Here is a 15,727-nt window from a genome sequence, read left to right as displayed (position 1 = left end):
TGAGTTTAAAGCATCACAGGTAAAAAGCATTCCTGATGCATCTGGTATTTCAGCTAGCATTTCTAAGAAAGCTTTAACTTCCTGATTCTTTTTAGAAACATTAATAAACTTCAAAACGAGCCCTGTTGCTCCATCAACACAAGACACTATGTGATTGCCTTTCTTTCTTCTATTAGGACTTCCTTTAACATATCCTGCACGATTTTCTTGCCCATCAAAAGTTATGATTCTAAGCTTGTTAAGCTCTCTTTTAAACTTCTTATGACCAAGTCTTGAGCCAAAGTATTTGTTAAATAAGTCCTCATATTTTTCACTAGGAATTAAACTTAAAATTCTTGAAACAGTGGCAGAGCTAATTAGGTGCTCTGATGGGGGCATGCCACATACAAATAGAGATAACATTGAATGAAAGTTGTTATAAAACAACGCTATATCGGTAGCATTAAGATAGCCACACAAGCGTGCAATCATAGCTATAGTTAAAACTGTAGGTACTGGGTACAAAACTTTTGAATGTTGACGGTTGTCATCTTTAGATAGCTCTTTATGAAAAGCACTAAATACACATTGAATAACCGCAAGTATACGAGGACAGAACTCAATAGTCTTGATAGTAGCTGCCTCTTTAGCCTCTCTTTCAATTTCTTGAATTAAGATGCGGTCATTATCAACAGTCTCATCTTTAATAAAGGAAAGCTCCTGACTAGAGCAATCTTGATCTTTAGGTTGCTCGTTAGAATTATTATTAAACAGTGCACTTAATCCAGCTTTTGGTATAAAATTCATTTGACATAAGTCCTTATTATTTTTTTAAGATTTCCAAATTATATTTGGTATAGACTTATGTCTTCTATAAACAAAACATCAAGCACAATATTGGTGCAGCATACTTTTAAAGTGTGATCTCTATCATTTCATGAGTTTGCCCTATCTCGTGAAAATACTTTGTATTGGCTCAAACGATGTCTTGTTGTTGTCAAAGCTATGACCTGTAATTTAGTAAAAGAAATTGCAGAAAGTGCCTGTTTATCTACTAGAAGTGTAAGAACAGTTCTTAAAGCTATCATTGGTGGAGATTTTGACGTTGTTTTGCGAACAAATGCAGGAGGGCGTAAAAAGAAGGAATGCTTTGCTGAGGTTTATCATTTGATTGATGCTTTGTTTGGTCTTTGTCCTGATGACTTAGTAAATGCTGGCTTTTTCCATAATTGTGAGCTTGAAAATAGATTGAAAGGCAGGCAGACATGGACTATCGCTTTGTTAGATAAAGCAGCTGGTACAACTTATTTTTTTCATGCAACAGTGGCTAAAAAACAACAATATTAAGCTTACAGAAAAGAGTTCCTACTGATTAAAGTGAAAACCCATTACAAACTAACGAACCAAAGAGGTAACCTAATTTGTTAATTGTTTTGTGCTTTTCCACAATTTTACTGGTTAACTATATTAGTGGTTCAATTTAACCAATAGCCAGGGGGCGGGCGCTTGGTGTGGTGGGCTTTAAATTTGGCTTAAACATACCAAGGAACAAAGTTAGTTTTGGTGCATGCTAAATTTTGGTAAGTGAGCTAAAAAAATTGGATCAAAGTGATGCATTTTAGGACTGTAAAAGGTGCAAAAGGGAAATTTACGATAAATCGTGGTGCAAATATTGGTATTAATCAAAGTTTAAATTGTGCGTTGAGCTAGATATTAGTAAGCTAAAAACAAGAAACAAATTTATGGTTGTTTTTTAATTTAGAAGACCATAACTCAAAACGAATCGAATTTTTTAAGGACTAGATCATGAGCATTATTATCCTACTACTTCGACTTATTAATAGGAGTTGCTAGGGTTTTATTGCGACTAGATTAGTCATTCTTGTAGCACAAGAACAACAAAGGGCCCTAGAGAAAACTAGAGCCCTTTTTAATTTTTAAGCATAAGGTGCTATTTATTAAAGATAGGTCAAGAGGATAAGGGTTAGCATTATGGAAAACATCGACAAAAATCGAGTTATCATTTTTGACACCACTTTACGTGACGGCGAGCAGGCATTACAACAGTCTTTAAACCATAAGCAAAAGTTGCAAATTGCCCTCATGCTCGAGCAATTAGGTGTTGATGTTATTGAGGCTGGTTTTCCTATCTCCTCCCCTGGCGATTTTGAGGCGGTTAAGTTAATTGGTGAAAACTTAAAACGTGCCGTTCCTTGCGGTTTGTCTCGTGCTGTAGACAAGGATATTGATGCTGTGCGTGACGCTTTGAAAAATTGCGAGCGCTATCGTATTCATACCTTTATTGCTACCTCTGATATTCACGTACAAGATAAGTTACGTAAGAGCTTTGATGATATTTGTGAAATGGCCAAAGCTGCTGTAATGAGAGCCCGTAACTATACTGATGATGTTGAGTTTTCATGTGAGGATGCAGGCCGTACTCCTATTGACCACTTATGCCGTATGGTTGAGACTGCTATTAAGGCTGGTGCTCGTACCGTAAATATTCCTGATACCGTTGGTTACACCATTCCATCAGAATTTGGCAATATTATTAAGACCTTATTCGAGCGAGTGCCTAATATTGATGATGCTATTATTTCCGTGCACTGTCACAATGATTTAGGTATGGCTACAGGTAATAGCTTGGTAGCAGTACAAAATGGTGCTCGTCAGGTTGAAGTGTGCGTTAATGGTTTAGGTGAGCGTGCTGGTAACTGTTCATTAGAAGAAGTTGCCATGGCCTTACGTACTCGTAGTCAGTATTTTGGGGGCTTATACACCAATATCGTTCCTACTAATATTGCCCGTGCCTCTCAAATGGTAGCTGGTATTTGTAATGAAAAGGTACCACCTCACAAGGCTATTGTAGGCTCTAATGCTTTTGCTCACAGCTCTGGTATTCACCAAGATGGTGTCTTAAAGAATAGAAATACCTACGAAATTATTACTCCAGAGAGCGTAGGCTTTAAGGAGAACAATTTACATATGACTGCCCGCTCTGGCCGTCACATGATTAAGTCACGCTTAAATGCATTAGGCTACAGCGATGATACTTTCAACTTAGATGAAGTATATCGCCGCTTCTTAGAGTTGGCTGATCGTAAGGGTGAAGTATTTGATTACGACTTAGAAGCCTTATTGTTCTTTACCCACGATATGCAAGAGCAAACCCAATTTGCTTTAGAGAATTTAAATGTTATGTGTGGTGGCAAAGGTGTTATCCCAACCGCCTCTGTAAAGATGACTATTGGTAGCGAGACTATTACTGAGTCTGGTACTGGTGATGGCCCTGTAGATGCCGTATTTAACTGCATTAAGCGCCTGACCAATATTGAGTGCAAGCTCTTAGATTACAACTTGTCTGCTACCTCTGAGGGTATGAATGCACAAGGCCAGGTAGACGTAGTGGTCTTATACAACGGACGCAAGTATTACGGTCGTGGCTTATCTACTGATGTCATTGAGTCCTCAGCTTTAGCCTTTGTCCATGCCTGTAACAGTATTTACCGTGCTCAAATTATCGAAAAAGAAAAAGAGCAAGGTCAGGCCCCACATGGCGAAGGCTTCATTGGTAAAGACACTGTAGCTCAGCCATAACAAGCTATAACAGTTAACATGAAGGCTTAAGCTTAAAAAAGACACTTAATGCAGCTTAAGCCTTAGACAAACGAACATTTTTCCCTAATCTCACAGCACAAAGAACATAGTTTGCAATCAAAAAATTAAGTCTTAGCACCAAAGTTAAAGCTTATTAACCAATAAGTTTTAATTAGCTTTTAAGTTAGTCTTAAACCATAAGACAGCAAGTAATAAAGCCATTGTGAACCGCATAATGGCACACGCAGCTAAGATTTAGATTACTTAAGATTAGTGGTGAGATAGGGTAACAAACTAGATTTTTTAGGAAAGATAAATGAGCTTTAAGATTGCTGTTTTACCTGGTGATGGTATTGGCCCAGAAGTTATGTCAGAGGCCATTAAGGTTTTAGATTGCGTATCAGCTAAAGTAGGTATTGAGCTTGAGTACAACTATAAGAATGTAGGTGGTGCTGCTATTGATGCTCAGGGTTGTGCCTTACCTGATGATACCTTACAAGCTTGCGAGCAATCTGATGCTGTGCTCTTTGGCTCCGTAGGCGGCCCTAAGTGGGATAACTTACCTCCTAATGAGCGTCCTGAGCGTGCTGCTTTATTACCATTACGTAAGCACTTTAAGCTCTTTTGTAATTTCCGTCCTGCCCGTATTTTCAAGGGCTTAGAACACTTAAGCCCATTACGTGCTGATATTAGTGCTCGTGGCTTTGATATCTTATGTGTTCGTGAACTTACTGGTGGTATTTACTTTGGCCAGCCAAAGGGTATTGAGGGTCAGGGCCCAGAGGAAAAAGGCTTTGATACTGAGATTTACCACCGCTATGAAATTGAGCGTATTGCTAAGGTAGCCTTTGAAAGTGCCATGATTCGCAATAAGAAGGTAACTTCTATTGATAAGTCCAATGTATTATCCAGCTCAGTATTATGGCGCAAGATTGTAGAAGAGGTAGCCCAAAACTATCCGCAGGTAGAGCTCAACCACATGTATGTAGATAACGCTACTATGCAGTTGGTAAAAGATCCATCCCAATTTGATGTGCTTTTATGCAACAACATGTTTGGCGACATTCTCTCTGATGAGGTGGCCATGGTTTCTGGCTCTATGGGCTTATTATCATCAGCAAGCTTAAATGAGAGCAATTTTGGTCTTTATGAGCCAGCTGGCGGCTCTGCTCCTGATATTGCAGGTAAAGGCATTGCCAACCCAATTGCCCAAATTTTAAGTGCTGCCTTAATGTTGCGCTACTCCTTAAAGCAAGAGGCTGCCGCTCGTATGATTGAAGATGCGGTTAGCAAGGTTTTATCTGAGGGTAAGTTTACTGGTGACTTGGTAGAAAAAGGCGCTCCATCACTTACTACTGCCCAAATGGGTGATGCCATTGTTGAGGCTATCAATAGTCTCTAGTAGAGCGCTTCAAGGTGCTAATTGTTAATAAGTTAATAGGCAAACAGCAAGTTAATTGAGTTTAAAGATTATGGGTAAAACACTTTATCAAAAGGTTTATGACAGCCACATTGTGTATCAGGCTGAAGGTGAATTACCAACCTTATATATCGACCGTCACTTAGTACATGAGGTTACCTCACCTCAGGCTTTTTCTGGCTTAAAAATAGCTCACCGTCAGATGAGAAGACCTGATTTGACCTTGGCCACTATGGATCATGATGTATCCACCGAGCACAGCACTATTGAAGCTTGCTCCCCTATGGCTCAAGAGCAAATTAAAACCTTGATTGAAAACACCAAGCACTTTGGTGTAAAGCTCTTTGGTTTAGGTGATCCTAATCAGGGTATTGTTCACATTATCGGCCCTCAAGTGGGCTTTACCTTACCAGGTACTACTTTAGTTTGTGGTGATAGCCATACTGCTACTCATGGCGCTTTTGGTGCTTTAGCCTTTGGTATTGGCACCTCTGAGGTTGAGCATGTTATGGCCACCCAAACCTTAAAGAAAGGCCGTTTAAAGACTATGAAAATCTATTGTCATGGTCGTCTGCGTAAGGGTGTATATGCCAAGGATTTAATCTTATACATCATTGGTAAGCTCACTACTGCTGGTGGTACTGGTTATGCCGTAGAGTTTTGTGGCCCAACTATTAGCAATCTGTCCATGGAAGGTCGTATGACCTTATCCAATATGGCTATTGAGTTTGGTGCTCCTATTGGCATGATTGCTCCTGATGAGACTACTTTTGAGTATTTACGTGGCCGTATGATGGCCCCTCAAGGCGAGGAATTTGATAAGGCAGTTGAGTATTGGAAGACCCTTTATTCTGATGACGATGCTGTCTTTGATAAGGTAGTAGATATCGATGCTGCTAATATTGAGCCTCAAATTACCTATGGTACTAACCCAGGCCAGGTAATGGGCGTAAGTAAGTCTATTCCTAAGGCCGATAGCATTAAAGATCCTATCGTTAAGAAGAGCTTGGTTGACGCTTTAGATTACATTGGTTTAGAGCAAGGCAAGAAATTAGCAGGTGCTCGTATTGATGTGGCCTTTATTGGTTCTTGTACTAATGGTCGTATTGAGGACTTTAGAGCAGCCGCTGAGATTATTAAAGGCCGTAAGGTTGCCTCATGGGTAAGATCTTTAGCTGTACCTGGTTCTCAATGGGTTAAAGATCAAGCTGAAAAAGAAGGCTTAGATCAGATCTTTAAAAATGCAGGCTTTGAGTGGCGCTTACCAGGCTGCTCTATGTGTCTTGCTATGAATGATGATAAGGCTCAAGCAGGTGAGCGTGTAGCCTCCACCTCTAACCGTAACTTTGTTGGTCGTCAGGGCAAAGGCGCCCGCACCCACTTAATGAGCCCAGCCTCAGTAGCTGCCTGTGCCATTAAGGGTTGCTTATGTGATGTGCGTGACTTCATCGAAGACAAAGAAGAAGACTAGCCCTCCGCTGCGCTCAGCGCAGCTGAGCACAGCTGTGCTTGTCCAGCTGCGCTGAACCAGCTGCGCTGGCTCTGCCCAACTGGGCGGCCACGTTTAGCAACCCAAAGAATAAATGCTTTTACCTAGTAATGCCCAAAGCGCAACTTAAAGCTACGCTTAAACAGGCGCAACACTAAACGGCGCTATGTAGCGCCTAGACTCTGGCAAAGGCTAATCCTTAAAGCCAGAACTAAAGCCTAAGATAGAGTCTTGCTAACAAGGTTGAGCAATATTGTATAAGGTTGTGTAAGTGCAGGTAAGTGCATAAGAGCATAAGAGCGTGAGGCCGTAAGAGTACTATCTCATAGGCTAGCTTGCAAAGAATTTAATACCTATAGGTTAATTATGGAAAAGTTTACTGTCCATACAGGTGTGGCTGTACCTTTAAACTCAGCTAATATCGATACCGATCAGATCATTCCTAAGCAGTTTTTGTTAGCTACTACCAGAGAAGGCTTTGGTAAGCATGCTTTTCATGATTGGCGTTATTTAGATGATGCTGAAACTCAGTTAAACCCTGACTTTAATTTAAACAAAAAAGAGTACCAGGGCGCTTCCATCTTGGTAGCTCAAGATAACTTTGGTAATGGCTCCTCTCGTGAGCACGCACCTTGGGCTTTAACTGATTTTGGTTTTAGAGCGGTAATTGCTCCTTCTTTTGCCAATATCTTTAATAACAATGCACTGGGTAATGGCTTACTAACAGTAAAGCTCACTGCCTCTGAGGTTAATGACATTATTACTTTCTTAGAGCAAAACCCTGGTGAGAAAATTACCATTAGCCTTGAGGATATGACTGTTAAGTGTAATGGTCAGACTTATAGCTTTGAGCTTGATGAGTTCTACCGTCACTGCCTCTTAAATGGCCTTGATAGCATCGACTTAACCTTAAAGCACAATGATGACATCACTGCCTTTGAGAGCAAGGCTCCAAGCTTTTTAACCCCTCACCGCTAACATTAGAGCCCAGGCTCTAAGCAAAGCAAAGCCCCAACAAGCGCCACCTCCATTACAGGCGCAAACAAACCAAGCACACAAGCGCCCTAACAGGCGCTTGTGCTGCTTTGAGCGTTGGTTAACTTAAACGTCTATATCATTTAGGTTGCACTTCCAACGATGAGCTATTGGAGTCTCGTTAATAAGTTCTATGCAATCCATAATACAGCGCTCAAGTTCTTTCTTGTTTGCTGCTCTTAAGCCTTGAAGTTGTAGGATGGCAAGCTTGTCAAACCAAGCTTCAATTATGTTGAGCACAGCAGGGGCGGGCGCTATGATAGCGCCTGAATTAAATTCGTACTAAAAATAAAAAGCCATAGTCCCATCATTAAGCTGCTCGCTCTTGCGTTCATACTTTTGTATGCTCGCCCGCTCGCTTTAGATAGGCTATGGCTATGGCTATGTCCATTACCATGGCTAAGCCATGGCTAAGCCTTGGCTTTTAAAGCTATTAGAGGGTTAGTAGGGCTTAATACCAGCCTAATTACCAACCCTAATAATCCTCCAACCATAAAGGATGTTATCAGTTGACGTTTAGTCTTGTTCTAAATCTGGTAGGTAAATAATTTGCTGACAGTTGCAATTAATGGCTTGTAAGTTGGCTAATATTTCGTCTTTAAAGTTTGGATTTTGTACGCCTAAGACTAAAACCTCAATATTGCGATTAGCTAAGTGCTTATTAGCGTAGTGTACTGTGATAGTGGAGCTATCAGGCAACATATAAAGGTAACCCTCATTAGCCTCAGTAGAGTTAACTAAGGTAAGTTTAGCTTTATCTGCTTGATTGGCTAAGGAGAAGTAGGACTTATCTAAACAGTCTAACAAGTTAAAGGTATAGAAGCCTGTACCATAAATTACAATGTCTTGGGCAGACTTAAAAATCTTACTAAGCTTTTGAGAAGCTTTAGTGCTAATAGCACTTTTATCATTAAGTTGCTGACGGGCAATATTTTGGTAATGATCAAAGCTCTCTTTGCTTAGGCTATGCTCTTGTCTAAAAACAGCAATTTCTTGCTCAGTGGAGCTTTTAAGGTCAATGGCCTTCTTTAAAACGTAGACAATATAAGAGTTCTCAGGCTTCTTATAATTCTCAAGTAGCTCAAAACCATATTGAGTTGCTAAGTAGTGATAAGCATTAAATCCCATATGGCTTTGCTGTAAAGCATGCATAGCATTAAGAGGGACACTACAACAAACAGCAATACCGCCGACTTTTAATACCGCATTTAAGCCCTCAAAAAAGCTTAAAAGATCTGGAACCATTTGCACTACATCTTTAGCGCCCACAACATCATAAAGCTGACACTCAGAGCTAGTATTCTCAAGGCGCTGCTTATAGACCCTATCATCGCCAGGGAAGAAACCAACAGTAGTTTTGATATTAGGTAAAACTTGCTCATCAATATCATCTACTTTGGCAGAAGGATCAATTAAAGTTAAATCTTGATAACCATCTTTGCTCAGCTCTCTTAATAAAAAGCCATCATAGCCACCAATTTCTAGCACTTTATTATCTTTGCCTGTTAAGTGCTTTTTGACCTCATCAATATAGGTTAGATAGTTTTTGGCACCAACGCTTTGAGATGGGCGAATGAATTGATAATTCAAACAGACATTATTACGAGCTTCATCGGATAAGCCTTTTACATTAAAAGACATACCGCAATGTTCACACAAGGCAGGGGTAAATTTAATTAAAGATTGTTGATAGATTTCCTCTGCTTTCATTGGAATAGACTGAGCAATCTCGGTTCGTTCCTCACCAATGGTAAAGTTAGTGCTACCACAGATAGGGCAGCAATTGTTAGTAGAATAAGTAATGAAGTTCTGATGCTCTGTATAAGTGCTCATTTTCCAACTCAATAAAGTCAAATTTATTTAAAAGTGTGCCAAGGCTTGTAAATATCTACAGGTCAACTCATTAGCGCTAGCTAAGTCCTTACCTTTAGCAAAGATATAGCCATTATTAGTATCGGCACCATTTTGCATGGTTCCATATCTATTGCCTAAAATCATGTGGTTTTCAAGCTCAATGATATTAGGTAGTTCCTCAGGACTAAAAATAGAGTCTATCTTAGGAGGGCTATTACTTTGGTTAGAGCCATTACAATGAGCGGCACCATAAACAATGTCATGATCAAAGCTAAAAAATCTTAAAGCAGCTGCCTCTTGAACCTTATTATAGTTAGCGCTCTGATTGCCAAGCACTTCCTTATAGTAGATTTCAATAGGATTATTGTTGGTAAAGGTCAAAAGTTTCAGTACATTATTGCCTGTTAAACGGGGCGAAATATCAATAATGTAGTGCTTGCCTTGTTCAGTCATAATAATGTCAGCATGCAAAAAAGACTGGCTTAAATTAAGCTTTTGTACAATCTTTTGCATGCTTGGCAGTATGGCATCAAACACGCAACTATAATCATCAACAAAATAAGCTATCTCTTGTCGATAAGGGATAGCAGAGATTTCTTTTTTAAAGATGCCAATGGGATGGATTTCTTGATGCCTATCAATAAAGACATTACAGGAGTACTCCTCCCCGCTTATAGCTTGCTCAACAAGTAATGACGAGCTAACAAATCTCTCAGGAGCTTGGTAGGCTAAGAGCTCTTCTCTATTGGCAATATATCTTGCCCCTAAAGAGCCAGAGCCAAGACTAGGCTTAACAATGACAGGATAAGCTAAGTCCTGCTCAATAGAGCTTATCTGACTGCTAATAGTATTAGGCTGACCATCATTTAAAGCTATATATTGTGCATCATCTAAAGCTAGCTCTTGGCATAAATGATGGAATTTAACTTTGTCGGTCAGACGGTCGATAGCATCAAAAGATGGCCCAGCAAAATTAAAGTAATCATTAATTTTGCCTAAAGCTACTAAAGAGCGGCCTATAGGAAGAGCAATAGTGTGGGTAATATGTTCTTGAACTACAATATCTTTAACAGCTTGAGTATTAATAAAATCACACTCAATACAGGTAAGCTGCTTGACGTTTTTGCTGAGAAAAGTCTTATCTAAGGTTGGGTGCTTGTCTAAACAAACTACATGTAGACCCAGTTCTATTAATTTTTGTATAAAACCTGTATTTTCTGCGCTAGCGCCTAAAATTAAAATTTTTGCATTCATAATAAAACTGTTTCATCTGATGTAATTAAAGCAATAGATTAAAGAGAAATTGCTTTCCAAAATTATAGCCAGTTAATTAGACTTAAGTCAAAACTGGTCTTTAGTATGGCTTTAGCTTGCTAATTTAGAGACAACATAGGTCTAAAATATTAAACATCGAGCTTGATTAAAGTTGGTACCATCATTTCCTATAATAAAAATTTCCAACTGTACAGGCGACTTTAACAACACCTGCAAGAACTGTCTGTGATGTCTGCAATGAAGTAGATCTAATAGCAGCATAGTTATAGTTCACCACGCTATATCTACAATAGCCTGACAGAACACACTTTGTTAGTTAGTTACTACTTAAAAAGTGAATTCGTCGTCCGTACAGGTGGCATTATTTAAAAATGTGCCAGAGCTTGTAAATATCTACAGGTCAAATCATTAGCACTTGCTAAGTCCTTTCCTTTGGCCAAAATATAGCCATTTTTAGTATCAGAACCATTTTTCATGGTTCCATAGCTTTGACCTAATACCATTCTATTTTCAAGTTCAATGATATTCATGCGCTCCTCGTGGCTAAAAATAGAGTCAAGCGATAAAGCGTTTTGGTTAGGGGTGTAGCCATGAGCTGCACCATAAACAACGTTATGGTCGAAGCTAAAAAACCTTAATGCAGCAGCCTCTTGAACCTTATTATAGTTAGCGCTCTGATTGCCAAGCACTTCCTTATAGTAGACTTCAAGAGGATTATTGTTGGTAAGGCATAAAAGTTTTAGTAAATTATTGCCGCCCAAACGAGAAGAAAGGTCAATAATGTAGTGATTGCCTTGTGAGTTCATAATGATGTCAGCATTCAAAAAAGACTGGCTGATATTAAGCTTGTGCACAATCTTTTGAATGCTTGGCTGTATGGCATCAAACACGCAACTATAATCATCAATAAAGTAAGCTATCTCTTGGCGATAAGGGATAGCCGAGATTTCTTTTTTAAAGATTCCCATGGAATGGATTTCTTGATGTCTATCGACGAATAAATTACAAGAATACTCATCACCACTTATAGCTTGCTCAATAAGTAAGGGCGAGTTAATAAATCTCTCAGGAGCTTGGTAGGCTAAGAGCTCTTCTCTAGTAGCAATATATCTTACTCCTAAAGAGCCAGACCCCAGACTAGGCTTAACAATGACAGGATAAGCTAAGGCCTGATCAATAGAGCTTATCTGACTGCTAAGAGTAGTATTTTGACCATCGTTTAAAGCAATGTATTGAGCATCATCTAAAGCAAGCTCTTGGCATAGTTGATGGAATTTAACTTTGTCGGTCAGACGGTCGATAGCATCAAAAGATGGCCCAGCAAAATTAAAGTAATCATTAATTTTGCCTAAAGCTACTAAAGAGCGACCTATAGGAAGAGCAATAGTGTGGGTAATATGTTCTTGAACTACAATATCTTTAACAGCTTGAGTATTAATAAAATCACACTCAATACAGGTAAGCTGCTTTATGTTTTGGCTAACAAAATCCTTATCTAAGGTTGGGTGCTTGTCCAAACAAACTACATTTAGACCAAGATCTATTAATTTCTTGATAAAAGCTGTGTTTTCAGCGCTAGCGCCTAAAATTAAAATTTTTGCATTCATAATAAAACTGTTTCAGCTAATATCTTTAGAACAAGAGAGTAGAAATTGCTAACCAAAATATCTGCCGTGAATTAACCATAGGTTAACACTTGTCTTTAGAATGGTTTTAGCTCGTTAATACAGGGGCAATACAGCGCTAAGATATCAACAGCAAGAGCCTTAGTTGACCTATGATTTAAATCTTTAGTATTAAACCCTGTCTGTCCCTCAGTATCCTTATCCTAACGACAAGATAGTAAAAATCTTAATACGCAACTTGGGGAGATGAATTTTAGTATAGCAATGCGCCAACTTTGTTAAATGCTAACATTGATAGAGCTGGTACTAGCTTGCGCTTTGAATTTAGCACACATTAGCTACATACCAGAGCAGAAAAGCAAGCAGCAACCCACATGCGTGTAAAAGTCTACAATAAGACAAATAGCGACTATGTAGACCAATTTACCACTGCTGTAGTTCCAACAGGCAACTATGAAGTAAATAGAGTTAACTCTTATGAAATTAGCGATAGTGATGATATCGAATATCAAGTGTTTTATAAGGGCAATAGTGAAGACAATGATGAAACACCATTATCAGCCACTTGAATCCGCCGCATCACATTTCAATGAAAACATCTTAGTATTACTTGATTTTATTCAGGGCGGCCAATTTGATGCTTATATGTTTCCATCGTTTAACATTAGCTTAAACTTTGGCTCTCAGCAGTTCACCCACACTAAGACCGATTGGCAAATTAAGGACGTTTCTAACAATGTAATCATCTGGGAATCATTGCAAGATACCAAGAATCTAACCTCAATTAGATGCCCTAAGCTTTTAGAAGCCGAGACCTTCTATACGTTAAATATTAAAGCCTATGGAACCAAGTCCGAAGCCCAAGCCGAAAGCCAAACACTTACAACAGTGTTTAAAACTGGCACTGTCTCAGGCATTGGAACCCCAGGCGCTGCTGGCTTTGGTGTTGGTGTTGCGCCTGCTCACTTGTTAGAGCATTTAGGCTTAAGCGTAATGGACGGAACAACCATTCAAACAAGCCCTAATTTTGGTAACTATGTAGATAGCAACAATAATGTATACGTGTTTGTGCCTGCATTCTGCTATAGCTTTGATAAGACCGAAATAGGCAACGAAATTGCAGCTAAATCGCCATCGTCTTTTGCAATCAAGTCTTTTGGAGAGTTTAACTATAATGAAACAAAAGCCAATGAAGCAAAGTACATCTTACACCGTGCCTTTATTGACGGAGGCGAGGCTAAAGAAGGCTTTTTCATTACTAAGTACTTAGTTAGCAAGGGCAATAAGTCAGTTAAAAACGCTATTGCTATTTCTCTTACAAGCTCAGGTACTGACGCACCATCTAAAGACAGCGACCTAAATACCGAGTGTGCTGGCGTTGCTTATGATGCAATTACAATTGCAAAGAAAATGACCAAAAACAAGGGCACTTGCGCAAGCGGCTTTATGTACTCTGCCTTAGCTATGCTCTCATATGTGCACGGCTTACATGCAACTTCTAAAGATAATTGCGCTTGGTATGATGAAACGGGAACTACAAATTATCCTAAAGGCTGCAACAACAATGCGCTGGGAGACACTGACGACAAAGAAATATTGTACGAATGCAGCGATACTAAAATCGCTCAAAAAGGCAATACAGGCGGCGCTAATCACTTTGAACGAACTACCCATAACGGCCAAACATGCGGTATTGCTGACCTAAACGGCCTTTTAGAAGAGGTTGCTTTAGGTGTGATTATGTATAATGCTAGCTCAAACGTTGGCAAGTTCATGGTAATGAAAGACAGCGTTTCTATAACACAGTTTACTAAAGACAACGTTCAAGACGGCCAAACCACTCTATACGATTGGCAAAGCGCACCCCCATGCTATGCTGGCGCAACTGCAAATACTGGCTATTCCGTATATTGGGGCCATTCATCAAGCAATACTTTCTTTACTAATCACAATGGCATAAATCGTGCGTACTGCGGCCTTTTCCCCGCTGTTAAGCAAACCACCGCTATTAATGAATTTGGTAAAGATTATGCGTATGCCTACTGGTGGAGCAGCTACCCCGCTGTATTGCGCTGCGGCGGAATGTGGTCGTACACTACTTGCGCTGGCGTGTTCTATCGCAGCCTCCACAGCTACCGAGGCTGGACGCACAGCAACAGCAGCTGGGGCTTTCGTGCTGCGGCCTATGGCAAAATTCATCTCCCCAAGTTGCGTAATGAGCTTAAGATGGCTTTTAGCTCATACTCTAGTCAGTTGCCTTAGGTCTAACTCGCTTTTTGGCAAGTTCTTTTTTGTAGGAAAAAATATAATCCTTTGTTTCTTGGTCTAAACGAGCAACACTCTGCTTTTCTTTTGGAGTGTTTAAAGATGAATCTGTTTTTTGCTCAGTTAGCAAATTGCCTTTTTCTTTACTATCGTGATTAGGCTTCTTTTCATCTAGCTCTTGTGGTTGTGCCTGAGGCTCGTGCTCGTGCTCGTTCTCTTGTTCTTGTGATGGCACAGAATAAACCTCAGATTGTGGCTTATTTAGCGATGCTTTTTTATTGTCTTGAATTGAAGTTTCACCTATTTCATAACGAATTTTAAAAAACTTAACAATAGCATCGGATGTGAGTTTATTTGCTTCAATACAATTGTTTATGACACAACCAGTGATAGTTTCATATGCAAAATTACATTGATCCTGAAAACTTCCTTTTTGCATCTCAATTGCGTTGGCACAAGCATAGGCTATTGACCAAAAAACATCTGGATGCATCGCAATAAGAGTAATAATCTCATTAAACTTATTCTCGGTTAGTTGATCAATGATGTTTTGGTTAAAAATAGACTTTTTATTTTGATCGGAAAACCAAGAAGGAGATGATAAAGAAGGATTCTTAATGAAAGCCTTAGCCGCCTTTAAAAAAATATCATCCTCAACAGACTGTGTTAGAGCAGAGTTTCTATTATTTACCTCTATGCTCTGTGGATAGTATTCCTTTCTAAACTTAAACACGCTTAGGACGTTTATTTCTTTCTCTAAAATTTCAGTGATCTTATTTGAGCAATAATCTTTGAAAGCAAACTTAAATGCTTCTTTTTTAACCAACATAAACACAATAGCACAAGCAAAATTATATTGATCTCTAATGGATCCATTTTGATCCTCAATTGCTTTGGCAGCCGCATTAGCTGTTAGATAGACAAAGTGCATATTGTTACAATCAATGTAACCTGTGTTAATAAAGTTATTTTGTAATAAAGCTTTACTTATGGTGCTATAAAAGATCATTAGCTCTACCTGATCTTTAGCAAAAGATGGGCTTTGTTGAGTTTTAAAATAATGAGGTAATTTGACAGCGGCTTGACAAAAAAGGTCATACTCTGGCAATGATGAGTAAGTATGCTTTAGTTTATTAACGGATGGCTGAAAAATCAATCTGATAATCCTGAAGACAAGAAATAAGA

The 15,727-nt window shown here is 39.2% G+C and carries 12 protein-coding genes; 7 read left to right on the top strand and 5 right to left on the bottom strand.

Features of this window, described 5'->3' with window-relative positions:
• On the bottom strand, nucleotides 1-786 hold a 786-nt coding region (locus tag MXE38_RS07735), incomplete at its 3' end, for a transposase family protein (RefSeq protein ID WP_246913692.1).
• 198 nt (nucleotides 787-984) lie between these two features.
• Here MXE38_RS07735 and MXE38_RS07730 point away from each other — a divergent pair.
• The 5 genes from MXE38_RS07730 (at nucleotide 985) to leuD (ending at nucleotide 7,466) form a co-directional block, all read left to right on the top strand.
• Nucleotides 985-1,326, top strand: a complete 342-nt coding sequence (locus MXE38_RS07730; RefSeq protein ID WP_246913691.1) for a hypothetical protein — start codon at nucleotides 985-987, stop codon at nucleotides 1,324-1,326.
• 645 nt (nucleotides 1,327-1,971) lie between these two features.
• Nucleotides 1,972-3,579 (top strand): 2-isopropylmalate synthase, encoded by a 1,608-nt coding sequence (leuA, locus tag MXE38_RS07725; RefSeq protein ID WP_246913690.1) that lies wholly within the window; start codon nucleotides 1,972-1,974, stop codon nucleotides 3,577-3,579.
• A 316-nt stretch (nucleotides 3,580-3,895) separates the two neighbouring features.
• A complete protein-coding gene (leuB, locus tag MXE38_RS07720) occupies nucleotides 3,896-4,981 on the top strand; it encodes a 3-isopropylmalate dehydrogenase (RefSeq protein WP_246913689.1) in 1,086 nt (361 codons plus the stop codon).
• A 70-nt stretch (nucleotides 4,982-5,051) separates the two neighbouring features.
• Complete coding sequence (leuC, locus tag MXE38_RS07715) at nucleotides 5,052-6,470, top strand: 3-isopropylmalate dehydratase large subunit (protein WP_246913688.1); 1,419 nt, start codon at nucleotides 5,052-5,054, stop codon at nucleotides 6,468-6,470.
• A gap of 384 nt (nucleotides 6,471-6,854) precedes the next feature.
• Entirely contained in the window at nucleotides 6,855-7,466 is a 612-nt protein-coding gene (gene leuD, locus MXE38_RS07710; protein ID WP_246913687.1) for a 3-isopropylmalate dehydratase small subunit, read from the top strand.
• Nucleotides 7,467-8,039: 573 nt separating this feature from the next.
• Here leuD and MXE38_RS07705 read toward each other — a convergent pair.
• The 3 genes from MXE38_RS07705 to MXE38_RS07695 form a co-directional block, all read right to left on the bottom strand.
• On the bottom strand, nucleotides 8,040-9,356 hold the full coding sequence (locus tag MXE38_RS07705) for a methyltransferase domain-containing protein (protein WP_246913686.1): 1,317 nt from the start codon (nucleotides 9,354-9,356) through the stop codon (nucleotides 8,040-8,042).
• A 27-nt stretch (nucleotides 9,357-9,383) separates the two neighbouring features.
• Entirely contained in the window at nucleotides 9,384-10,631 is a 1,248-nt protein-coding gene (locus MXE38_RS07700; protein WP_246913684.1) for an ATP-grasp domain-containing protein, read from the bottom strand.
• Nucleotides 10,632-11,017: 386 nt separating this feature from the next.
• On the bottom strand, nucleotides 11,018-12,259 hold the full coding sequence (locus tag MXE38_RS07695; RefSeq protein WP_246913683.1) for an ATP-grasp domain-containing protein: 1,242 nt from the start codon (nucleotides 12,257-12,259) through the stop codon (nucleotides 11,018-11,020).
• A gap of 392 nt (nucleotides 12,260-12,651) precedes the next feature.
• Between MXE38_RS07695 and MXE38_RS07690 the strand changes: the two genes are divergently transcribed.
• Nucleotides 12,652-12,846 (top strand): hypothetical protein, encoded by a 195-nt coding sequence (locus tag MXE38_RS07690; RefSeq protein WP_246913681.1) that lies wholly within the window; start codon nucleotides 12,652-12,654, stop codon nucleotides 12,844-12,846.
• Complete coding sequence (locus MXE38_RS07685; protein ID WP_246913679.1) at nucleotides 12,818-14,539, top strand: hypothetical protein; 1,722 nt, start codon at nucleotides 12,818-12,820, stop codon at nucleotides 14,537-14,539. The genes MXE38_RS07690 and MXE38_RS07685 overlap by 29 nt, the downstream gene beginning before the upstream one ends.
• Here the strand turns inward: MXE38_RS07685 and MXE38_RS07680 are convergent.
• Entirely contained in the window at nucleotides 14,523-15,698 is a 1,176-nt protein-coding gene (locus tag MXE38_RS07680; protein WP_246913677.1) for a hypothetical protein, read from the bottom strand. The genes MXE38_RS07685 and MXE38_RS07680 overlap by 17 nt on opposite strands.
• Between the last annotated feature and the right edge of the window lie 29 nt (nucleotides 15,699-15,727).

It is taken from the genome of Anaerobiospirillum sp. NML120448, from assembly GCF_023050945.1.
Lineage (GTDB): Bacteria > Pseudomonadota > Gammaproteobacteria > Enterobacterales > Succinivibrionaceae > Anaerobiospirillum.
This window is presented reverse-complemented; position numbering and strand designations above follow the sequence as displayed.